This is a genomic window from Bifidobacterium sp. SO4 (assembly GCF_018555355.1).
In the GTDB taxonomy this organism is placed as follows: domain Bacteria; phylum Actinomycetota; class Actinomycetes; order Actinomycetales; family Bifidobacteriaceae; genus Bifidobacterium; species Bifidobacterium miconisargentati.
Map to the genome: position 1 here is coordinate 16238 of NZ_JAFEJP010000003.1, position 21961 is coordinate 38198.

Consider the following 21961-nt stretch of genomic DNA (forward strand, 5'->3'; position numbering starts at 1 on the left):
GATGAACCGACATGCGGGCCGCAGCACTGCCATCGCGGCGGTAATCCGAAACACCTGCGCCGCGGCGCTGGCCGTGGCTTGCCTGATTGGAATGGCCGCCTGCTCGTCGCCGGCCACGACCGCCGACGACGGCGGACGCGACAAACCGGCCGGCGGCGTCACGGCCGAAACGACGACCGGCACGTCCGGTGCTGCGGACGACTCCGCCACCGGCCCGTCCGCCGACCTGAGTACGGCCGAACTGGAGACGATCGCCAAACGATTCACCGCCTGCCTGGTCGGGAAGGGATTCGACGCCAAAGTCACGGCAAGCTACGCATTGCTGCCCGTCGGCTCGACCGCCGAAGCGGCACCGCAGACCACCGTGGTGGTACGACGCCTCGGAGCGGACGGCACCCCGATCATCCCCGGACCGGGCATGGAGATCAGCGGGGACTCCGACCCGCTCTACCCGGACATCATGTACAGCATCGTCTCCGCCGACGAAGGCATGTGGGTGGGATTCAAAAACTCCAAGGCGCTCGCCGGCTCCATCTACGCGGACAAGCAGGCCGACTACGCCGCATGCGAGCGGGAGAACCCCGACTTCGCGCAACCGAACTACTCGGCGAACGTCACCGCAGCCGGCGGCGCGTCCGCGGCGGGATCGGATGCCGAGGCGCAGCAGACGCTCATCGACTTCGCCCGTCAGGCCCGCAAGGACGGATTCGACTGGATGGCCGACCCCGCGCCCGGCGAGGACAAGTCGGTCGAGATCCCATCCGACGTGTCCTACGAGGAACTGCGACGCTTCTACGACACCTACTCCGGAGACAAGTGGCCCAGCCACGACGGCATCCCGTTCGGCACCTTCTGCACCGGCGAATGCTCCGCCTACAACCGTCTCATCGAAGAACGGTAGTGCCTCCGTCTTGGCTCCCCTTGTCAGGGGAGCTGCCGGCGTAGTCGACTGAGGGGCAGTCTTCCATAGCCAATGTTGGTTTTTCGGTCTGTCCCAACAATCCAGGTCCTCGGTAAGGCGAAAGTAAGACGATTTCACACCGACCCGCCACCGCACGCGGGGTTGGATGGAACCATCAACCACACACGGACCGTTCACACGAAAGGAACCGTCATGACCATCGGCCTCGATCACGACTTCGACCTCCGCCACACCGCCAGACACCCGTTCCGCCGCACGTTGGCGGCCGTCATCGCCTCCGGCCTGTGCCTCACGGCGCTCGCCGGCTGCTCCATGCCGTTCACCAACCAGGCAACCGATACGGGCGATTCCGGCACGGCCGCAGGCTCGGAATCCAACGCCACCGACAACCTCACGACCGACGCCAACGCCAAGAAATTCGTCTCCTGCCTGACCGGCAAGGGCTTCGAAGCGCAGGCTACGGCCGCCCCCGGAGTGCCCGACGCGAACGGCAAAATGAAGACGCCGACCACCAAGAACATGGTCATGCTGCGCATGCTCGACGCGAACGGACAGCCTGTAGAATCCGGCAACGACGGCATGAGCGTGAGCACCGACTCCGCCACCCAACAGATGTACGCCAACGCCATGTTCACCTCCATCGACTACGGCACCGTGTGGGTGGCGTTCAAGGATTCCACCGCGCTCGCCGGCAGCCCGTACGAGTCGAAACGGCAGGACTATGCGGACTGTGAGGCCGAGAACCCGAACTTCGCCCAGCCCGCCCAGGACCTGAACCAGACGCCCAGCTACTCCGGCGCGGACAAGCAGGCGGCGCTTGACTACGCGAAGAAGGCGCGCGACAAGGGCTTCAGCTGGGTTGCCGACCCGACCGGCGACGAGCCGACCACCATCCTCATCCCCAAAACCGTGGGGGAGGACGAGCTGCGCCGCTTCTTCAAGGAATGCCCGGTTGGCGACGCAAGCATCACCTTCGGATTCGACGGCACGGCCGAGGATTTCGGCTACGACTACACCAAGGTGATGGACGAGGCCATGGGCGTGGCCTCCTGACCGCGCGAAGCCCGACAACGAGGTATGGGACTGCTCCATGTTGAGCCGCTGGTCGATTCACCGATGAACCGGAACGAAGAATGAGGATATGGGGGAGTCATCATGAAAACGCATCACGATACCGGAACGGGGAACAGATACACCAAGCTCGCGCAAGCCATGGCCGGCACGCCGTACGCCTCCAGACAGGCCGACTACGCGGCCTGCGAGGCGCAGAACCCCGACTTCGCCCAAGCCACGTTCAGCACGGAGCCGAGGGACGCCAACGCCTCGGACGAGGACAAGGCCGCCGTGCTGAAATACGCACAGGACGCCCGCGCCAAGGGCTTCGACTGGATCGCCGACCCGAGCGGCGAACATCCGTTGACCATCGTGATCCCGAACACCGTGCCCGAAGAGGACGTGCGCCGCTTCTTCCAGGAATGCCCGGTCAACGATGTGCCCGTGATCATCGGCTGGGAAGGCGACTACCCGTACGACACCTTCGCCGTCCAGCAGGCGGCACACTGAACCATTCTTTTTGATTCCCTCGATTGCGGCTCCCCTCAGTCTCGCTACGCGAGCCAGCTCCCCTCAAAGAGGGGAGCCAAGATCGGACGACATCATCGGCTCCCCTCTCTGAGGGGAGCTGTCACCGAAGGTGACTGAGGGGAGTCCCTCCGGAAAAACGCACACAAGGAGCAAACATCATGACGCGAACGGAAGCACGACGGTTCTCCAAACGCCGCAGAATCGCCACCATCGTCATCGCCCTCGTCGCCGTGATCGGCCTGGCCGTCACCTGCGCGGTCATGAAACCATGGACGCTCATCGGCCACATGACCTCGGCCGGTCAGCAATCCGCGCAGAAGGTCGACGTGACCACCCTGCGCGCGCAGCCGGTCACCAAGGGCGTGCTCAACGCCGAAACCCGGCTCGGTGCCACCCTGCAATACGACGACGCCTCCGACTTCGCCGCCGCAACCGGCGTCATCACCCAACTGCCGGTGGCCGGCAAACAGATCGGCACCGGCGAGCAGGTGTACGAAATGGACGGCGTTCCCGTCGTGCTCTTCCACGGCGAACGTCCCTTCTGGCGCACCCTGGACACCGGCGTCACGGACGGGCCGGACGTGGCCCAACTCGAGCAGAACCTGGCCGAGCTCGGCTACTTCTGGGGTGTGCCGGACAACCATTTCGACGCCTACACCAAGGAGGCCGTCCGCCAATGGCAGCTGTATTCGCTCGGACTCACGGGCGATGCGGCGAACGGCGTCTTCCAACCCTCCGCCGTGGCCGTGGCCTCCGCCGCACCCATCCGCATCAAGACCGTGACCGCCAAACTCGGCGAGACCAACGTGAGCCCCGCCAGCTACACGGGCGTGACCCTGCACGCACAGTCCACGATCACCGCCATCCAGGCCGCCACGTTCAAGGCCGGCGACAAGGCGCAGGTGATCCTGCCGGACAACACCACGATCGACACCACGATCGCCGCCGTCGACCAAGGCGGCCAGCCCACCGGCAAGGACGGGCAGACCACCTCGCCCTCCGCGCGCATCGACTTCCCGGACCAGACGCAGGTGGCGAAATTCGGGCCCGCGACCGTCCAGATCATCGTGCCGAACGCGAACGCCGCCAACGAGGAGACGCTCATCGTGCCGGTCACCGCGCTGATCGCCGGCACCGGCGACTCGTACGCGGTCGAGGTGATTCGCGGGGACGGGCTCGAACGCATCAAGGTCGAGATCGGACTGGTGGCGGGCGCCCAGGCGCAGATCACCAAGGCCGACGGGCTCAAGGTCGGCGACAAGGTGGTGGTCTCGTGAGCGCAACGCCGATTACCGGGCTTCCCGCAGCCGCCCCCGGCGGCGACTCCTTTCGGCGAGAAAAGCTGGAAGATACAGCCCTGCTCACCTTGGACCACGTCACCAAGGCGTTCGCGGGCAAGGACGGCAGTCCGCTGGAGATCCTGCATTCCACGACGCTGACCATCGGCCGTGGCGAGCGCATCGCCATCGTGGGCCCGTCCGGCTCGGGCAAATCCACGCTGCTCTCGCTGCTCGGCACGCTGGACATGCCTACCTCCGGCATGCTCTCCTACGACGGCGAGGACGTGGCCGCGATGGGGGAGAGACGCCGCAGCGATCTCAGGGCCGAACGCATCGGATTCGTGTTCCAGCAGTTCCACCTGATCGCCACCGTCTCCGCCCTGGAGAACGTGATGACCGGCCTGCAGTACACCGGTCTGCCGCGCAGGGAACGCCGCGCGCAGGCCGCCGAAGCGCTCGAACAGGTCGGTCTCGGCGAACGGTTGCATCACAGGCCCTCGCAACTGTCCGGCGGCGAACAGCAGCGTGTGGCCATCGCCCGCGCGCTCGCCAAACGGCCGGACATCATCTTCGCCGACGAGCCGACCGGCGCGCTCGACACGGACACCGGCCACGCCATCATCGAGCTGCTGCTCGGGGCGGCCGATCAGGGCGCAAGCCTCGTCGCCGTCACCCACGACCCGAACATCGCCGCACGCTTCCCGCGACGCCTGCACATCCAGGACGGCGTGGTCACGGAACTCGACGAAGGAGGCGCACGCCATGCGTAAACCGCTCGCCACCCGCATCGCCGACCTCCTGCACGCGGCATGGATCGGCGCCACCGGCCGCGTCTCGCGCACCATCCTCGCCTCCCTCGGCATCGCATTGGGCGTCGCCGCGTACGTGGCGCTCTCCGGCATCGCCGCCTCCAACCAGGCCGCCCTGCTCGCCCGACTCGACGCGCTCGGCGCGAACCTGCAGGTCGTGGCCCCCGGACAGGACGCGACGGGACAGCCCGTGCCGCTGCCCGACTACGCGCCCGAAACCATCGCCCGGCAACCCGCGGTCGAACGGGTGGGCGTGTTCCTCACCCCGCCCGCGAGCGCGCAGGTCTTCAAGAACGAGCTCGTACCCAAAACCAACGGCAACGCGCTTGCCGTGGCCGTCATGCGGCCCGGCGCGCTCAAGGCCGTGGACGTCTCCTTCGCCCAAGGGCGCGGCATCGACGCGCATAACGAGAGTCTGCCGGTCACGGTCCTCGGCTCCGAGGCTGCCTACCGTCTCGGCGTCAACGAGTCCGGCGACCGCATCCTCATCGACAACGAATGGTACGGGGTCATCGGCATCCTCGACCCCGTCCCGCAGGCGCAGGCCATCAACTCGTCCGTCATCATCGGCGCCCGATGGACCCTCGACCATTACCCGGACCAGGCGGAATCGATCGGCGCGATCAGCCAGATCTACGTGCGTACCACGCCCGGCAACGCCGAATCGTTGCGACGCATGATCGCCCACGCCGCGAACCTCGCCGGCGGCAACGTGTCCGTCACCGCATCCGCCGACCTGTCCCAGGCGCGCAACGCCACCAACGACTCCCTGACCGCATTGGGGCTCATGATCGGCGTGATCGCGCTCGCGGTGGGTGGCATGAGCATCGCCAACATGATGATCGTCACCGTGATGGAACGCCGGGGCGAAATCGGCCTGAGACGGGCCCTCGGGGCCACGCCCGGCAACATACGCCTGCAGTTCGTCGCCGAGGCGGCGCTCCTGTCCGCCATAGGTGGGTTCACGGGCGTGGTGATCGGAGCCGGGGCGGCCATGTCGGTCGCGGTCGGCGCCGGACAGCCGCCCGCCCTCGACTGGGCCGGTCTGCCGATGGCCTGGGGCGCGGCCGTGCTGGTCGGCATCCTCGCCGGCCTCTACCCGGCCTCACGCGCCGCGCGTCTGACCCCCACCGAGGCGTTGCGCGGCGAATAACGGCGAAGGACCCTGTTCTGGGCTCCCCTTGTCAGGACATTGCCGTGAAGCGCAAACAGCGGAGCTGTTTGTAGGCGATGTGCGAGACGACAGTCGAGCCAGCAGGTCTCGAACGAAGTTCGTCCTTAATTGCAGGATGAGCTGGCGGCGAAGCCGACTGAGGGGTAGTCTGGCCGGTTCAATATCACCTTGGCGTAACAGAGCATAAAGTCAAGCACAATTCGCCCACCCCCGGCACACGCCGGCGTGCGCTCCGCGATCAACGCCCCGGATGATAGCCTTGTAAGCCGACGGGAAAGCGAGGCGACGATCGATGGGCGATGTCAGACGGGAGATGGAACGGCTGCGACCGGTCTACGAGACCGGCGTGCTGCGCTTGTTGCTGCGGGCCAACGCCAAACTCTACGTGGCCCTCCTGCGCGCCGCGTTCGACCCCCTGACCGGCGAACTGCCGCGCGAAACCCTCGAGGAACGGTTCGCACAAAGCCTGTCCGCCCTCGCCGACGCCGGCGACTACACGCCCAAACCCGATCAGTCGTATGCGGAGGCGGCGCACCAGATCCTCGTGGATCTGAGTCGTGAAGGCGACGGCGACTACGCATGGCTCGCCAACGCGCACGACGCCGCATCCCACCGGTTCCTCTACCGGCTCACCGCCCGCGCCCATCGCGCCATCGACGCGCTCGGCCGGCTCGAGGACGACACCCGCACCTTGTCCGGCGCGCAGGCCAATTCCATCATCATGGAGATCGAGCACGCGCGCATGCAGCTGACCGCCGACCCGGGCGAACGGGTACGTCTGCTCAACCAGGAGATCAAGGAACGCCGGCACGAGATCAAACGCATCCAACAGGGCCAGCAGCACGCCGCACTCAGCGACGACCAGGTCAGGGACGTGATCGCCGTCATCCACAACACGTTGCGCGGTGTGCCCATCGACCTGCGCGAACTCGTGCTCGCCGAACGCGACAACGGCGACGCCCTCCGCCGGCGCATGCAGGGCGGCGACATGAGCGTCGACGAGATCCTCACCGCCTATCACGAGGAATACCGGCGTTCGTTCCGGGAATCGGACAGCGGTCGACGTTTCGAGGACGCATTCCAGGTGATCATCACCGACGAAGGCCGCCAGCAGATCGACGACGCGCTGCGCGACATCGCGAAAACCCCGTATCTGGCCGGCGAATCCAGTGCCCTGCTCGACCAGATCCGCGACGAACTCGCCCGCATCTACGAAGGCATCGAAGCGGTACGCGGCCAGATGCGCGTCTCCGACGAAGCCGTCAGCCGACTGGTCCGCCAACAGACCGACACACGGTACCGCACCATGCTCGGCACGCTCAACCGCCTGTTCGTACGACTCAACGCCGACGCGAAAGCGCACCCGAACGACGCCTCACGGCCATACCCGACCAACAGCGCGGGCGCCCAGTTCGCGGCCCTGCCGACACGTCCGGCACGTTCGATGACGCGATCCGCGGCCCCCGGCCTGTCCGACATGCGACCGGCCCAAGGCGACGATACGTCACCGGTCGACCTCAAGTCGATGATCATCGGCGGCGGGCCACGATTGCATCGCATGATCGCCCTGATCCGCCATGATCCGGCCATACGCACGGACGGGCGCATCGACGTGGCCGCAAGCTTCAACCGCCTGCCGGACGAGGAGCGACGCGAAAGCGAACTGGTCGGATTCCTTGGCGCCATCCCATGCTCCGACGATGCGACCGGCGTCACCTGGCACTGCATCACACTGGACGGCGCTCAACGCGACTGGATAACACGGCCGATACTGACGACACGGGACGAACTGGACGAGATCGTGAGGCAAGGATGAGCGAACCCATGAACAACACGGACACGATGACCGGCACCGCAACCGCCGACGAGACGCAGGACGCCACGAACCCGGCCGAAGGCGCCGTCAACCCATACGCCCTCTTCGAAGGCGACCGCGGCGACATGACCGCCGACGCGCGCATGGCCGCGATCGCCCTCAAACGCGAACGCTACATCTCCGGCGACCTGTACGACACGGTGCTCGACAACCTCGACGCCGTCACACGCTCGCTGAATAACGACCTGCTCGAACTGGTCGTCAACGAACGCTACCGCATCATGATCGCCATGCCCGTGGCCGGCCCCGACATCACGCTGCGCGCGCTGAAAACCCGCATCAGCCTCAAACGCGAGGAGGCCGCGCTGCTCGCGTTCCTGCGCATCCGCGTGCTCGAATACGAGAACTCACGCGAATCCACCGGCCATTGGCTGGTGAGCTTCGAGGAGATCCGCGCCGCGCTCGCCACCGGTACCGGCTTCCTGGCTGCGCGCAACGACGAGGAGACCGTACTCAAACAGGTCGGCGCGATCGTGTCGGCCATGTGCACGTACGGGTATCTCGAACGCACGACGGACGACGAGACCATGTACCGGATCACGCCGCTCGTGCCGGTGGTGCTCGACCGGGAACTGGCCGGCACCTGGCTGAACGTCGCCGACAACGATTTCGAGACGGCGGCCGACATCCCAGCGTCCGGCACGTCGGCCGCATCCGATGAACCGCCGGCGGAAGACGAGAATGCCATCGATGAGACGGACTACGCCGCGCCGCTCTTCGGTGATGAGACGGCTGAAGCCGCGACTGATTCGACGGACGAGACGGATGCGGCACGCGACGGGGAAGGGGAGTGACGATGGCCAAGGACCTGCAGATGATCGCCGACCGGTGGATGATGGAAAGCCGCCAGCTCATCAACTGGGGCTCATACGAGGGATACCACGAATTCCGTCCGTCCATGGACCGGAACCTGCCCGTGACGCTGATCGCCGGTGCCAGCGAATCCGGCAAATCGACGCTCGTGGACGCGCAGATCTCCCTGCTCTACCCGACCGGCACCCCATTCAACAAGGCCTCGAACTCCGGCCGCTCCGAACGCAGCGACTACACGTACCTGCTCGGCATGGTCGGCGTGGGCGACACCGGCGACGGCGACCGGCCGATCTACCTGCGCGGACGGGACGCGAACGGCGCACCCCAGGCCGTCTGGGGCGCTATCGTCGACACCTACCGCAACCTGACCGACGGGCAGACGCTCTCATGCGCCAAGTTCCTCTACCTCATGCCCGGCGACGAACGCAACGCCGTACGCCGCCAATACGCGGTCTGGGACCGGCCGATCGACCCGCGGGCGATGGACGCCTACCGCGACGCGCCATTCACACCCACGCAGCTGAAAACCGCATACCCGCAATGCCTCACGTTCCCCAGCGCCGAAGCCTTCCACGAGCACATCTGGTCGGTGATGGGCCTGAGCGCCGAAGCATGCCGTCTGCTCGCCAAGATCCAGTCGGCCGACGCGCCCTCCCGGCTCGACGACATCTTCAAACAGGGCGTGCTCGGCGTGCCGGAGGCACTCGACCTGGCACGCACCACGGTCGACGACTACGACCGGTACGCGGAGAACTTCCAAGCCATGGAAGACAAGGCCAACCGCATGGCCAAGCTGCGAGACATCCGCGACGGCTACGAGCGATACAGCGAAACGAAACGGCAGGCACGCCGGTTCATGCCGGTCGACCCGTCCACGCCATCCGGCGAGGAGACGATACGGCGATGGGCGGTCGCGCGCATGGCCGACGAAGCCGCCGCGCAGCTGCCGGCCGACGAAGCCGAACGGACCGCACGCCAGACCGATGCGATCGTAGCCAGCCGTCGCGCGGACGACCTGCGCTCGCGCATCGACGCGATCCGCAGCCAGATGCAAAGCCTGGACGGCGGCAATCTCGCCCGTCTCGAATTCGAGCTCGACGCAGCGCAACGCACGTTGGAGGATGTGCAAGCCGTCCGCGACCGTATCGCCGCGGGCTACGACGCGGCGGGACAAGTCATGCCCGATGACGAGAAGGCCTGGGAACAGGCACGCATCGATGCGGTCACGTTCAAAGTCGCCTACGAACGGCGCAACAACGAGCTCGAAGAGGCGCGCAACGAGGCATTCGGCCGTCAATCCGAGGCCCGCGAAACCCTGCGTACGCTGGAACGCGACTACCAGCGGCAGAGCGCGCAACGCACGCGCATCACGCAGCAGATGGACGAGACGCGCGCCATGCTCTGCCGGGCGACCGGGCTGAGCGCCGACGAACTGCCGTACGTCGCCGAACTCATGGACGTGCGCGACACGGAGGAACAATGGCGGCTCGCGATGAACGTGGTCTACGCGCCGATCGCGCAGACCATCCTCGTGGACAAGCGGCATGAGCAGGGCTTCGCCGCCAAGGTGAGCGCCATCGACCCGCATGCGATGGCCCGCCGCACCTGGCAGTTCGTCGACACCACGCACGACTACGATGACGGCGAGACCGATGCGGTGGCCGCGTCCGATTCCGACGCATGGATGTCCGACAAACTGCGCTACCGTGAGGACTCCCCGTTCGCCGGATGGCTGCGCGAGCAGACCCGGTCCGACCGGTTCGACGCGCGCTGCGTGAAGGCCATCGACGACACGGACCACGACACCCGCCAGGTACAGCTCGACGGACAGATCAAATCCGGCAAACGAGGCCAACACGGCGTCAAGGACCGCCAGCAGATCATCGGCTTCGTCAACGAACGGTATCTGGAACTGCTGCGCTCGCAGATCGACGCCGCCCGCGCCCAGGCCGACGAGGCGGCACAGGAGTATGCGGACGCGAAGGCGGCGGTCGACCGACTGCACCGCGAGCGCGAACTCGCCGACCAGCTCGCCTACACGGCCTGGGAGAAGATTGACGTGGACGGCGCCGCGCGTCATATCGGCGAAATCAAGGACACGATCGCTTCGATCAGGAACAATCCGAAACTCGCCAAGCTCGCCGACATGCGTGACACGTTGAGCGAGGAACTTGCCCGCGTCCAACGCCAGCAGATCGAGGCCGAACAGGCGGCGAAATCCGCCGCCGCGGCCGTCGAGGCGGGACGTGCTTGGCTGGATACGCATCGGAACGGTGACGGTGATGCCGCCGGTACGGCCGCGTCCGTGTCCGCATGGGCGATGCTCGGCGACGACATCATCACCGAACTCACGCAGGCGTACGAGCAGCGGTTCGCCGGATTCCCCGATGCGGCGCTACGTGCGCACATGATCATCGGCGCGGGATTGACGGCGCCGAGCGGAACCGCGCAACCGCAATCGGGCGGCACGTTCGCCGACCGCATCATCGACGGCATCGGCAAGGACCTGGCCACGCACATCCTCACGCTCAACGAGCGCATCGAGACCGCACGCACCAACGTCGAACTGAAGATGAGCGCGTACATCGAACGGTATGCGACCGACGACGACGCGCTCACCGCCAGCGTGAACGACTACCGGTACTATCTCGAGGAACTCGACAGCCTCGCGCATCTGGCCGCGGTGGCCGCCACGGACGCCGAATACCGGCGATGCCTCGACCATCTGCTCATGAGCCTGCTGACCATCAAACGAGCCATCGACACGGACGCGGGCGACATCCGCGACCAGCTCGACCGTATCAACCAGATGCTCGACGGGCAGAAATTCGGTCCGCGCCACGGCAACCTCTCGCTGCACGCAGACGTGCGCCGCCCCGACCGCGCGTTCTCGTCGCAGCTGCAACGCGCCATCGGCACGCTCAACGATTGGAAATCCGGACAGGCGGGGACGGCTGGTACTGGCACCCGCTCCGAGAAGTCCGGCGCGGATTCCGGTGCGAATGAATCGAAGCGGGCGTTCGCGGCGTGCGCGCCGATGATCGAACTGCTGCGTCAGGAACTCGCACAGGTCAAGGACGTCAACGGCATCCGCAGCTACGGCGCGCGCGACCTCGACCCGCGCTGCCGTTCATCGTTCTACGCAATCGTGCATCATGACGACGGACAGGACGAACGCATCACCTCGACCGGCGGCCGTTCCGGCGGCGCACTGCAGGAGCTTACGTCGTTCGTATACGGTGCCGCGCTCATCTATCTGCTCGGCGGCGGCATGGAGAACCGGCTCAAGCCCAGCTACACCACGCTGTTCCTCGACGAGGCGCTCATCAAGGCCGACGGCCGCTACACCCAGCGCGCCCTGGGCGTGCTGCCGCGCCTCGGCTTCCAGGTCATCGTCTCCGCGCCCGAAAGCAAGACGGGCGAGATCATCGAGGTGTCCACCAAGGCATACGTCACGGTCAAGGATGCGTCCAGCGGATTCACCTCCCTGCGCGAGGCCACCTGGAGTGGCTACGAGGAGGCCTCTACTGAGACTGAAGGTGTGCCCGGAACCGAGACCGGCACCGAGAAAAGCGCAGACTGACATATGGTCGCGATTGTGCCATGCGTGCTGTCGCGACCATTCGCATTGAATACGCATTCGTGTAACAAACGTAATTGCGCGTGGCACGCTTTCGTATGAGAACATGTGCTATGCTCTCATACGAAAGCGTTTGCATCATTGAATTCGAATTCATCTTGACCAGTCGTCATAGCATTCATCTTCGGATAGGAATGTGACTGAAGATCAGACGCTGCGTCATTTACCGTTTTCGGCAAATCGCCATTGTTTCCACCATTGCATACGTCGGCAGTGCCGAGGTCTCGCATCCTTACCACCGCGACCGGCATCACGCCGTATTTGTCATCTTTGCCATCGCTGCCGCAATGCCGTCGATGAGCGGCGCGGCTTTTACTACAGTTTTTGAAAGGCCATTCCCATGATGTTCATCAAGGACAACACCCATCCCTTCGATTACGCCGAGCGTCTGTCCGGATGCCCCTCCGGCTTCGAGGCGCGCATCGTGCGCTTCACCAAGGAGCTTCCCTTCAACGCCACGGTCATCATGCCTCCGAACAAGGTGCCCGCCGACGTCGACTTCGAGCTGGTCGGCAACCACGCCGTCCTCCACCACATGACCCCCGACCTCGGTGCCGCCGAGGACTGGACCATGGCCTGGGCCTGCCGCTGACGGTCAGCGACTCCCGGTTGCTCCGGTTGCCGTGGCCGTGTCGGACGTTCCCGCCAGCAGTCGTCGCACATACCATGCGAACAGCAGTCCGGCCACGATCGCCGAAGTCGCATCGGAAATCGGCTCGGCGATGAACACGCCAGTCGTACCGAGCCCAAGCCGCGGCAGCACCAGCGCCAGCGGCACCAACAGGATGAGTTTGCGGAAGATCGCCAGGAACAGCGACGGCTTCGCCTGACCCATGCCCACGAACGCGCACTGGACCACGTTCTGGATGCCGAACACGCCCATGCCGCAAACGAAGTAGGGCAACGTGCGCGTCACCACGTCGATGATTGCCGCATCCGAAGTGAACAGCGAAGCGACCGGCCCTGGGAACATCGCGAGCAGCGTCGTCATCGTGCAGTTGATGGCGACCTGCACGATCATGGTGCCCGAATACGCGCGTCGCACGCGGGCATACAATCCCGCGCCATAGTTGTAGCCGATAATCGGTTGCACGCCCTGCGAGATGCCCTGCGAGAACACGAAGATCAGCTGCATGAGACTCGTCATGATCGTCATCGCACCCACATAGGAGTCGCCGCCGTACCGTTGCAGCGACGCATTGAACACCACCTGAATCACGGATTCGGTGATCTGCATGATGAACGGCGAGACGCCGAGAAACAGCATCGGACCGAGCAGACGGGTCAACCGGATGTTCCGAGGACGAAGCTGAATGGCGCTGCGCGAGGAGGCCAGGAACCGAATCACCCATGCGGCCGACATCGCCTGCGCCACAACGTTCGCCAACGCCGCACCTCGCACGCCCATGCCGAGCGCGAAGATGAACAGCGGGTCGAGAGCCAGCGAGCTCAGCGCGCCGATGAGTACCGAACCCATCGCCACGAGCGCCTTGCCTTGTGCGGTGATGAATGTGTTGAGGCCCAACGCAAGCTGCACGAACAGGGTGCCGGACAGGTACACGGTGAGGAAATCGACCGCGTACGGCAACGTGGCGTCGCTTGCGCCGAACAGCACGAGAACCGGCGTCTTAAACAGCTGGATCAGCACCGACAGCACAATCGAGATCACGACGATTGCCGCCACCGACGTGCCAAGGTAGCGTTCCGCCTTGTCCCGGTCGCCGCGGCCGAGTTCGATGGATGCGAGCGGGCCGCCGCCCATGCCGACGAGCATCGCGAATGCGGAGACGGCGAGCGTGATCGGGAAGCATACGCCCACACCGGTCATCGCCAGATCGCCTGCACCGGGGATATGCGCGAGGAACAGACGGTCGACGATCGTGTACGCCGCATTGCACGCCTGCGCCACCACCGCCGGAATCGCCAGCGACACCGCCAGTCGTCCGATCGGCTTTGTGCCAAGGTCGTCATTGGCGGTCTGCCGCCTCGTCGCCGTCTCCGCCCGCTCATTTGTCTCGCGTTTCGTCACGAGAGGACATTGTATCGCCAGTGCCGTCGCGGGGACCGTTGACGTGACTAACCGTATGGTTACAGAAACGGCCGAATAGCCTATTACGGTCGGTGGCATGAGCAGATTGCTGTTGACGTCATTGTTCGCGAATGTGGCCTCGCTGCTGCCCGCATGCATGCCGGAGGTCGTGGATGTTGATGCCACCGTCGCCTTCATCCCCACTGCGAGCCGGGCATCATGGCCGCGCTTTCATGTGCGCGCGGCCGAGCGGGCATTTGAACGATTGAGAATCCACGTTGATGTGCTGGATGTGGCGGCCGAAACCCCTGATGAGATACGCCGCCGCATCGGCCGCGACGATCTGATTTATGTGGCTGGCGGCAACACATTCTATCTGCTGCAGGAACTGCGGCGTCGCGGCACCGACAAGGCTATCCGCGAGGCGGTGATTGCGGGCAAACCGTATGTGGGGGAGTCCGCCGGGTCGGTCGTCGCTTCGCCGAACATCGCCTACATCCGTTGGATGGACAGTACGGCGAAAGCCCCCGACCTGCACGGCTACGCGGATTGCGAAGCGCTCGGATTTGTGGACTTCCGCCCGGTACCGCACTGGGGAAGCCTGCCGTTCCTGACATCCACACGCACCATCATGAAAAGGTACGCCGGACGATACGCGATGAAGCCGATGCACAACAACGAGGCGATTGCGGTCCGCGGGAGCGCGACGCGATTCCTGCGTGGCACTCCCGCGTGATTCGCCGTACCGCGGCGGTCGTCTACAGTTCGGCCTGCTCCCACTGCGCCGGCAGCGGGATATTCCTCGTTGGGGTGACGCAGGCGAGCAACAGGCCGAGACCTGCGCACGCAACGACCAGCATCATGACCGCCCGGAAACCGAACCCGGATGTCTGCAGCAGCCAGCCGACCAGCGCGGGTGTCAGGGCTCCGGGAACACCGATCGCGGTTTCGAATACGGTGGACACCCTGCCCTGCATGTGGTCCGGGGTGCGACCGTAGATGAACCCGAGTTCGCCGGCGTTCAACGCAGGGAACAGCAGCGACGCGACCGTCATGCACGCGACGATCACGCCGTATGAGTCGGTGAACAGCAGCGGAACCATCGCAAGTGTGAACATGGCGAAGGTGAGCATGATGAGTTTGCCGGTCGGAATATGGTCGACCAACCAGCCGGCGGCCAGCGAACCGAGCAATGCCGCGATACCGGTGGCCGTGCCGACCAGGCCGATGAGCGCCGCGTCCGTACCGCGGGCGGCGAGCATGATCTGCACGCCGATGATGCTCCCGTAGCAGGCGACGTTGATGACCGCACCTTGCGCGATGGCCGCGAGCACCGTCCGCCTGGTCAACGTCCATGTCCAGCCTTCAACGAACTGGGCGAGGAATGACGGATTCGTCGTCTGTCCGCCGGCGGTCGGACGCTCCGATGATGACGAATCGCTCCCGACCGCGGTTGCCGTCCTCTTCGGCAATGCCAATGCGGTAAGGGCCGCCGCCAGGTAGAGCACCGTGGATGCGAGGAACGGGAACCATCCGGCGATCCTGTACAGCAGTCCGCCGATCGCCCCGCCGGACAGTTCGACGCAGGATTCTCGCGCCTCACGTATCGCCTGCGCCTTGGCGAACCGTTCCATCGGCACGATCGATTTGAGCATCGCATCGTTGGAAGGCCCCAGCAGACCGTTCATCACGGCGAACAGGACGACGAACAGCGCGAACAGGATCGCGTTCATCATGCCGGCGGCCAGCAGGACGGTCGTCGCGAGGGACAGGACCATACCGGCCAAGCCAAGCAGAATCATCAGTTGTCTGCGGTCGTGACGGTCGGCGATTGCGCCGCCGATCGATATCAGCGCCAGTCCTATGGCTGATTCGATGGTGACCAGCAGACCCGAGACGAACGGCGAACCGGACAGGGCAAGGCCGACCAGCGGAATGGCGAACGTACGCAGACTGACCGCGAACACGTCGGCCGTGTCGGCGACGAACCAGTTGCGGTACGCGGCAAGCCTCCACAGTGAGCGAGTGTTGTGCGCGGTTTCGGCAGGGGAGTGATTAGATGGGTGGGTTTCGGTGTTCATGGTGAAACTCGTTTCATGACTGCCATGAACGGCATGCGAAAGCCAATCGGGCACAGACGATTATGACGAGCGCGGCTTCGCGTTCATGGGATGCGTTCGGAAATCAGGCATAACAACATATCGCGCGAGCCCGAAGCGGCCCGCGGCGATAGGGAAGAGACGGAAAGAGATAGACCGTCAATCCGCCTAGTCGTATGCGAACGATTCCAGAACGACGTACATGCAAGTCTCCCTTACGCTATGACAACGCTGTCCCGTTGCCGGAATGCTCAGGTTGGCATTCCCGCAACATTGCATATATGTTCATGATAGCTCGCTGTGAGCGGAGCAAACGCCCGAGATATGTGGCGGTGTTGGTGGTGATGGTGGTTTGTGTGGCGTTGAGGGTGGGCGCGTCGCCGCCGGTGGTTTTCGCGTTCGGGGTGAGGACGGACCATAGGGCGTTACGGGTCTGACTGGTTTGCGGCCAGATCTTGGTCCAGCGGGCGGCGAACAGTGGATGCTCCCGATTTCCGCTTCCAGCTAAGAGGTGTGACCAGAAGCCGGACAGACCAGACACAATGCGCGTACAGTGGCAGTCATGTTGGATCACATCACCTTGCACGTACGGGACGTAGAACGCAGCATCGCGTTCTACCGGCAGGCGCTCGCCCCACTGGGATACGTCACCAAAGCACATCACGAGCCGACGATCGGCTTCGGTGTGGACGACGGCACGCTCCACTCCGACTTTTACGTTTCGCCGATGGACGACGCGGAATCCTCGCCGGTCACCCACATCGCGTTCCTCGCCCCAGACCGCGCGTCCGTGCAGGCGTTCTACCGGGCCGCGCTCGCAGCCGGCGGCCGGGACAACGGGGCTCCCGGTCCCAGACCCTACCATCCCGGCTACTATTCGGCGTTCGTGCTGGACCCGGACGGCAACAACATCGAGGCCGTGGTCGATTGGTCCGGTTGGTTCGAGGACCGTCAGGAACGTTGAATACGCATCGCAAGGCGTGATGCGGGGTAATCCCAATGCAGGAATGGGCGCGATGTCCTTGTGGCATGGCGGTATGACGAGGTGGTGAGGTATGTACGACGGCGAGCGCTTCAGCCTTGCGATGGTGGACAACGACCAACTGACGCTGAAGATGCTGACGCTGCTGGTTCGGCGGGAGCTTCCCAACGTGGGCATGGCATGGGTGTGCCGGAACGGCCGTGACGCGGTCGCACGCTGTCTGTCTGCCGGTTCCCGGCCGGATGTGCTGCTGGTTGATATGTCTCTGGAAGGATTGAACGGCATCGAGGTGTGCCGGCAGGTACGTGCGACGACGACCGATGTGGTGTTGATCGGCATCACATCGTTTTCGTTGGAGCATTACGCGGCCGATGCTCTGGCTGCCGGCGCGCAGTGCGTGATGGACAAGGCGAGGGTGAAGGATATCTGCGATGCGGCGGTCGCGCTGGTCAACGGTCGGATGCCGCAGACCCGGTATGTGTCCGATTTGACCGCCGCGCAGTCGCATGCATTGCTTGCGGCGCAAGCTGAAGCCAAGGCCGGAACGGTTGCCGGCGGCGGCTCCCGTACTGGCTCGGCTGCTGCCGTGACGTCGCTGACGGAGCGTGAGCGCGAGGTCATGCGACTGTGCGCGCAGGGCAGAAGCTCACGTGAGATCGGCGAGCTGTTGCAGGTAGGCGAGTCATCGGTGAAGACATATGTGATGCGTGCGGCGAAGAAGCTGGGTGCGCGGAACCGGACGCAGGCGGTGGCTGAATGGCTGATGTTGCAGGACTGATCAGACGCGCAGGTGCGTGGATCTGTGAGCGTATCCGAGCGGCCGGTGTGGGGCCGGTCATGTGGTGCGTCGTGCTGCTGTCCGCCGGGTTGACGGTGTTGGAGATGGTCGAGTATCCCGCACAACTTGCAGCCACCACGGTGCTCACGGTCGTACATATCCTATGCCTGCTGGTGCTGCCGTTTTACCCGTTGCCGATGAGCGTGGCAATCGCCGTCACGTATGTGGCGTGCGCCTTCCTGCCGGATATGAGTGGAGCGAGCCTGTTCTACGGCATGTGGGTCGCGTTGGCGGCCGTTGGTCGGTATGGCAGGTCGCGCTGGTGGTGGCTGTTGCCGCCGTTGATCGCCGCGGTGCGTTGGATGGTCGCGGCCCGCGCCGGGGTTCCGTTCGGCGACTACGTGATATTGCTGGTGTCGTTCTTCGTCGTGTATGCGTTCGGACGCGCGATGTCGTGGAGGGCTGTGGCCGTGCAGGCGGAACAGGACCGGCTGCGGTACGAGCGGGAGCGAGACCGGGTGGAGGCTATGCGCCGCGACGCGCGGGCCGCGAGCAGGATTCACGATGCGGTGACGAGCGATCTCGCGTATATGGCCATGCGTTTGGACTACGAACGCTCACGCGAGACGAATATCGAGCATGTCGAGCTGCTCGACGACCTGTACCGGCGTACGATCGACACACTCGGCGAGGTGCGCACGGTCATCGACATGCTCGATGGAAACGATGATGACACGGATACCGGAAAGGCCCCTGATCCCATTGGGGATGGTCACAACGACGTCTCTCCGCGAAACGACATCGACTACGGTGACGCCGAACATACCGGCGACGACGATGTCGAAAACGGAGGCTCGGCCACAACACCCTCGTCCTGCACCACGTTCCCCAAACGTGTCCGCGATGTATTGGAACACGGCGACCAATATCTCGCGCAGCTCGGCTTCACCGGAGACTCAACGCTGATTGACAACCTGCCCGAGCACAAACCGACGGATTCGGATGATGTCGTTCACGAGCGAGAGTCCGCCGTAATCAATCTGCTGCGCGAGCTGTACACCAACATCGCCGTGCACGGCGATCCGTCCGGCGAGTACCGCGTGGTCGTACGCCGCAATCGTGATAGCCTGTCCGTCGATCAGGTCAACGACATCGCCGAGCACTCTCTCCTGCCGGACAAACCCCACTCCGGCAAAGGCCTCTCCCTGCACCGTATGCGGTTCGCATCCCTCGGTGGTTCGATCAGCACCTCCGCCGAAGACAACACCTGGATTCTGCACGCGACCCTGCCATGTGTTCCATTGTCATAGTGATCTCATTGTTCTCCGATAGTCCCCGTCAACCATAGTCGACATCGTCTGTCGTGCGGGTTCGCCGATTATTATCATTGAGGGCATCGGAAAGGATTTGGGATATGCTTCTTTGCCTGATCGTTCTCTTCCTGCCGGTGGCGCAGTGGTGTTTCTCCATGTATGGGTTCGCGAAGAACGGTCAATTGGAGAGGAATTACCAGATTGGCATCAAGACTCGCTGGATCATCGCCTCGGACGAGACGTGGGAGTACGTACACCGCAAGTATGCGTTTGTGTTCCTCGGCTGTGGCGTTTTGGTCGCTACGATGCCATTAGACGTGGCGGTAGGCATGATCGCGGCCCGTGACATCAATACCATGGACATGATCTGGTGGTGGATGCTCCTTGCACTTGCCGTCATACTCGTCGCATGGCTTGTCATATGCGGAATCATCGCGAATCACGACGCCAAGAACCACTATTTGGATGCTGCACTGGGGAACCGTGAATGAATTGAAGATCCCATGCAATGGTTTGAAGACGTCGCCGAATTGCTTTTAACTGCGTTGAACGCCATCGGCGACGTTGTCACTTATGGGATCCGACTGCTACGAGGCCCTGCGGCAAAGCGGTTATTTGCCCAGCAGCTCGTCATGGCTGCCGGTGCGCATGAACACGGCGGTGTAATCCGGTTTGAGTATCCGTCAGATTCCCAGCGAGTCGAACATGTCGTCGGCGTCGTTGAACCGTGGTTTGCCGTCGGCGATCTTGCTCTTCGCTTCGGCCAACGCCTGCATGGTTTCGTCCGGCACGGTCGTATAGGAAAGACTGATTGGGATGCGCTTCTCGCGAACGATTTGCCTATAGAACGCGCGAGTAACCGAGGACAGGTCCAGGCCGAAGTCCTCGGCGATGGACGCGGCTTTTTGCTTGGTGTCCGCATCCACGCGGACGGTGACCGATGCCATGCTCATCGTTAACCTCCCAACACCAATACGTAAGATAATGGTATAAGTTTGTATGACAATAGTCAATGCACATAGTATTTGTCGATATCTGTGACCGAGGCGAGCATGATTACTGGATTCATGTTTGTCGTCTTTGGATGACAAACACTCCTCTGATTGGCATGATTCTTCGTGAACAATCATCATGAAGGAAATACGATTCCCTGCGACAGTATCCTTAGAACGCACGACGGTGTCAGACCGGCGCACGCAGACGACTGATTGCGCGCGCCGGTCTGACACACTGCATGGCCAAACGACGGCATCAGAGGCAGGAAGTATCTGCTGTTGATGCCGACGACACCGGCTGACCGACACCATGCCAGGCGGATTCCATGATGACCGCATGCTGCCGATTCATGCCAATCGAAGCGGAATCCGTCATCTTTAGACGACAGCAGGCAACGAAAACGCGGTGATCCGGCCGGCCGAGGGTAATGTGATCCGCATCGTAACAAGGGAGGCGACTATGCAGTTGATCGAGACATGGATGGCGGACCCGGAGCGCGCGTTCGAGCTGTTCGTGAAGTTCCCGGCGGAGGAGACGGGATTCGAGAATCCCGCGGCCGGCATGGACCATGAGCAGTTCGCCGCATACGTGCAGGGTCTGCGCGACGAGTCGCTGGGCATCGGATTGCCGGACGGCTGGGTGCCGGCCACCAAATACATCCTCGTCAACGACGAAGGCGAGTACGTGGGCATCTTCAACCTGCGTCACCGGCTCACCGACTTCCTGTGCAACGGGCCGGGCCACATCGGCTACGGCATCGCCCGTGAATACCGTGGCCGAGGCTACGCGACCGCCGGGCTGAAGCTCACGCTCGCCAAGGCGCGCGACCTCGGCATCGAAGAAGCGTATCTGAGCGTGCACAAAACCAATCCTGCGAGCCTCGCGGTGCAGCGGCATTGCGGCGCACACATCGACCATGAGGACGAACGGGAATACTACACGCGCATCGACACGAGTAAAGGAACAATACGCGATGAGTGACGATACGACGATGCCGACTCTGCCGCTGTTTCCGGAATACGCCGATCTGCCGAAGGCCGAGTTCATGGCACCCGGACCGGCACGTGATCGGCTGGTCGGACTGATTCTCGACGGCGTGAAGACAGCCACCGCCTCGCTGCTGATCGACTATGAGGAGTGCGGCGATCCATTGCCCCGCATCGGCGGCCGTTCCGTACTGGTCGATTCCGACGGACAAGCTGTAGCGGTATTAGCCACCACCGATGTCGCCGTGATTCGCTTGGCCGACGTCACCGACCGACATGCTTTGGCCGAAGGCGAAGGCGATACGACCGCGGCGCAATGGCGGCGCACGCATGAGGCGTATTGGAACTCCGAAGAATACCGCGCATGGTTCGCCGACCCGACGTTCCCCATCAACGACGACACACTCGTGGTATTGGAACGCTTCACCGTCACGGAACGTTGCATGAACACTGTGAGGAACAGCTAAACGATCCGCACGAGCATCAACCCTCAACGGCATGCAATGACGATTCGCGTCTCACCGATTGAACCACGATGGTTCGGGAGAGAGGGCGCGGCTGCCAACACTCGTTTGGACTCCCTTACGTCACCCCCACATACCCTGAAACGGCAATGAGGGTAATGCGTCCGACGAACCAGGGGTGATACAGGCATGTTCCACGTTCCGACGAACGCACAC

General features: G+C 63.8%; 20 protein-coding genes. 17 read left to right on the forward strand and 3 right to left on the reverse strand.

Annotation, left to right across the window (positions count from 1 at the left end):
* Position 1: 1 nt before the first annotated feature.
* The 10 genes from JS536_RS03025 to JS536_RS03070 all read left to right on the forward strand — a co-directional run bounded on the left by JS536_RS03025 (position 2) and on the right by JS536_RS03070 (position 12690).
* Complete coding sequence (locus JS536_RS03025) at positions 2–901, forward strand: hypothetical protein (RefSeq protein WP_214355725.1); 900 nt, start codon at positions 2–4, stop codon at positions 899–901.
* 213 nt (positions 902–1114) lie between these two features.
* Positions 1115–1975 (forward strand): hypothetical protein, encoded by an 861-nt coding sequence (locus JS536_RS03030; protein WP_214355726.1) that lies wholly within the window; start codon positions 1115–1117, stop codon positions 1973–1975.
* A gap of 102 nt (positions 1976–2077) precedes the next feature.
* Positions 2078–2485, forward strand: coding sequence for a hypothetical protein (locus JS536_RS03035; protein WP_214355727.1), 408 nt, complete (start codon positions 2078–2080; stop codon positions 2483–2485).
* Between the two features lie 179 nt (positions 2486–2664).
* Positions 2665–3783 (forward strand): peptidoglycan-binding protein, encoded by a 1119-nt coding sequence (locus tag JS536_RS03040; protein WP_214355728.1) that lies wholly within the window; start codon positions 2665–2667, stop codon positions 3781–3783.
* Positions 3780–4556 (forward strand): ABC transporter ATP-binding protein, encoded by a 777-nt coding sequence (locus tag JS536_RS03045; protein WP_346427454.1) that lies wholly within the window; start codon positions 3780–3782, stop codon positions 4554–4556. Before JS536_RS03040 ends, JS536_RS03045 begins: the two co-directional genes overlap by 4 nt.
* Positions 4549–5748, forward strand: a complete 1200-nt coding sequence (locus JS536_RS11945; RefSeq protein WP_214355854.1) for an ABC transporter permease — start codon at positions 4549–4551, stop codon at positions 5746–5748. Before JS536_RS03045 ends, JS536_RS11945 begins: the two co-directional genes overlap by 8 nt.
* 313 nt (positions 5749–6061) lie before the next feature.
* The gene (locus JS536_RS03055; protein ID WP_214355729.1) at positions 6062–7585 is read left to right on the forward strand and encodes a DUF3375 domain-containing protein; all 1524 of its coding nucleotides are present in this window, start codon (positions 6062–6064) and stop codon (positions 7583–7585) included.
* A 26-nt stretch (positions 7586–7611) separates the two neighbouring features.
* Positions 7612–8439, forward strand: a complete 828-nt coding sequence (locus tag JS536_RS03060) for a DUF4194 domain-containing protein (RefSeq protein ID WP_214355855.1) — start codon at positions 7612–7614, stop codon at positions 8437–8439.
* Positions 8436–12041: an ATP-binding protein gene (locus JS536_RS03065; RefSeq protein WP_214355730.1), complete on the forward strand. Its 3606-nt coding sequence runs from the start codon at positions 8436–8438 to the stop codon at positions 12039–12041. Before JS536_RS03060 ends, JS536_RS03065 begins: the two co-directional genes overlap by 4 nt.
* Before the next feature lie 397 nt (positions 12042–12438).
* Positions 12439–12690, forward strand: a complete 252-nt coding sequence (locus tag JS536_RS03070; protein WP_214304487.1) for a hypothetical protein — start codon at positions 12439–12441, stop codon at positions 12688–12690.
* 3 nt (positions 12691–12693) lie between these two features.
* Here JS536_RS03070 and JS536_RS03075 read toward each other — a convergent pair whose 3' ends face one another.
* The gene (locus tag JS536_RS03075; protein WP_346427455.1) at positions 12694–14127 is read right to left on the reverse strand and encodes an MATE family efflux transporter; all 1434 of its coding nucleotides are present in this window, start codon (positions 14125–14127) and stop codon (positions 12694–12696) included.
* 133 nt (positions 14128–14260) lie between these two features.
* Between JS536_RS03075 and JS536_RS03080 the strand changes: the two genes are divergently transcribed.
* Positions 14261–14863: a Type 1 glutamine amidotransferase-like domain-containing protein gene (locus JS536_RS03080; RefSeq protein ID WP_346427456.1), complete on the forward strand. Its 603-nt coding sequence runs from the start codon at positions 14261–14263 to the stop codon at positions 14861–14863.
* Positions 14864–14885: 22 nt separating this feature from the next.
* Here the strand turns inward: JS536_RS03080 and JS536_RS03085 are convergent, their stop codons facing one another.
* Positions 14886–16208: an MFS transporter gene (locus JS536_RS03085; RefSeq protein WP_214355732.1), complete on the reverse strand. Its 1323-nt coding sequence runs from the start codon at positions 16206–16208 to the stop codon at positions 14886–14888.
* Positions 16209–16788: 580 nt separating this feature from the next.
* Here JS536_RS03085 and JS536_RS03090 point away from each other — a divergent pair.
* The 4 genes from JS536_RS03090 (at position 16789) to JS536_RS03105 (ending at position 19790) form a co-directional block, all read left to right on the forward strand.
* On the forward strand, positions 16789–17190 hold the full coding sequence (locus JS536_RS03090; RefSeq protein ID WP_214355857.1) for a VOC family protein: 402 nt from the start codon (positions 16789–16791) through the stop codon (positions 17188–17190).
* Between the two features lie 91 nt (positions 17191–17281).
* The gene (locus JS536_RS03095) at positions 17282–17986 is read left to right on the forward strand and encodes a response regulator transcription factor (protein WP_214355733.1); all 705 of its coding nucleotides are present in this window, start codon (positions 17282–17284) and stop codon (positions 17984–17986) included.
* Positions 17965–19296: a hypothetical protein gene (locus JS536_RS03100; protein WP_214355734.1), complete on the forward strand. Its 1332-nt coding sequence runs from the start codon at positions 17965–17967 to the stop codon at positions 19294–19296. Before JS536_RS03095 ends, JS536_RS03100 begins: the two co-directional genes overlap by 22 nt.
* 104 nt (positions 19297–19400) lie before the next feature.
* Entirely contained in the window at positions 19401–19790 is a 390-nt protein-coding gene (locus JS536_RS03105; protein WP_214355735.1) for an SdpI family protein, read from the forward strand.
* A 192-nt stretch (positions 19791–19982) separates the two neighbouring features.
* Here the strand turns inward: JS536_RS03105 and JS536_RS03110 are convergent, their stop codons facing one another.
* Positions 19983–20252, reverse strand: coding sequence for a type II toxin-antitoxin system RelB/DinJ family antitoxin (locus JS536_RS03110; protein ID WP_214355736.1), 270 nt, complete (start codon positions 20250–20252; stop codon positions 19983–19985).
* A 502-nt stretch (positions 20253–20754) separates the two neighbouring features.
* On the opposite strand from JS536_RS03110, the gene JS536_RS03115 reads away from it, so the two are divergent.
* Together JS536_RS03115 and JS536_RS03120 are read left to right on the forward strand one after the other, a co-directional pair.
* Positions 20755–21276: a GNAT family N-acetyltransferase gene (locus tag JS536_RS03115; protein WP_214355737.1), complete on the forward strand. Its 522-nt coding sequence runs from the start codon at positions 20755–20757 to the stop codon at positions 21274–21276.
* Positions 21269–21748, forward strand: a complete 480-nt coding sequence (locus JS536_RS03120) for an ASCH domain-containing protein (RefSeq protein WP_240544231.1) — start codon at positions 21269–21271, stop codon at positions 21746–21748. Before JS536_RS03115 ends, JS536_RS03120 begins: the two co-directional genes overlap by 8 nt.
* Positions 21749–21961: the final 213 nt, after the last annotated feature.

What these genes read in the sequence shown, in the direction of transcription:
- JS536_RS03035 (WP_214355727.1), top strand. Translation starts at nt 2,078, where the DNA reads ATGAAAACGCATCACGATACCGGAACGGGGAACAGATACACCAAGCTC.
- JS536_RS03070 (WP_214304487.1), top strand. Translation starts at nt 12,439, where the DNA reads ATGATGTTCATCAAGGACAACACCCATCCCTTCGATTACGCCGAGCGT.
- JS536_RS03055 (WP_214355729.1), top strand. Translation starts at nt 6,062, where the DNA reads ATGGGCGATGTCAGACGGGAGATGGAACGGCTGCGACCGGTCTACGAG.
- JS536_RS03120 (WP_240544231.1), top strand. Translation starts at nt 21,269, where the DNA reads ATGAGTGACGATACGACGATGCCGACTCTGCCGCTGTTTCCGGAATAC.
- JS536_RS03115 (WP_214355737.1), top strand. Translation starts at nt 20,755, where the DNA reads ATGCAGTTGATCGAGACATGGATGGCGGACCCGGAGCGCGCGTTCGAG.
- JS536_RS03030 (WP_214355726.1), top strand. Translation starts at nt 1,115, where the DNA reads ATGACCATCGGCCTCGATCACGACTTCGACCTCCGCCACACCGCCAGA.
- JS536_RS03060 (WP_214355855.1), top strand. Translation starts at nt 7,612, where the DNA reads ATGACCGGCACCGCAACCGCCGACGAGACGCAGGACGCCACGAACCCG.
- JS536_RS03090 (WP_214355857.1), top strand. Translation starts at nt 16,789, where the DNA reads ATGTTGGATCACATCACCTTGCACGTACGGGACGTAGAACGCAGCATC.
- JS536_RS03040 (WP_214355728.1), top strand. Translation starts at nt 2,665, where the DNA reads ATGACGCGAACGGAAGCACGACGGTTCTCCAAACGCCGCAGAATCGCC.
- JS536_RS03100 (WP_214355734.1), top strand. Translation starts at nt 17,965, where the DNA reads ATGGCTGATGTTGCAGGACTGATCAGACGCGCAGGTGCGTGGATCTGT.
- JS536_RS03085 (WP_214355732.1), bottom strand. Translation starts at nt 16,208, where the DNA reads ATGAACACCGAAACCCACCCATCTAATCACTCCCCTGCCGAAACCGCG.
- JS536_RS03095 (WP_214355733.1), top strand. Translation starts at nt 17,282, where the DNA reads ATGTACGACGGCGAGCGCTTCAGCCTTGCGATGGTGGACAACGACCAA.
- JS536_RS03025 (WP_214355725.1), top strand. Translation starts at nt 2, where the DNA reads ATGAACCGACATGCGGGCCGCAGCACTGCCATCGCGGCGGTAATCCGA.
- JS536_RS11945 (WP_214355854.1), top strand. Translation starts at nt 4,549, where the DNA reads ATGCGTAAACCGCTCGCCACCCGCATCGCCGACCTCCTGCACGCGGCA.
- JS536_RS03105 (WP_214355735.1), top strand. Translation starts at nt 19,401, where the DNA reads ATGCTTCTTTGCCTGATCGTTCTCTTCCTGCCGGTGGCGCAGTGGTGT.
- JS536_RS03110 (WP_214355736.1), bottom strand. Translation starts at nt 20,252, where the DNA reads ATGAGCATGGCATCGGTCACCGTCCGCGTGGATGCGGACACCAAGCAA.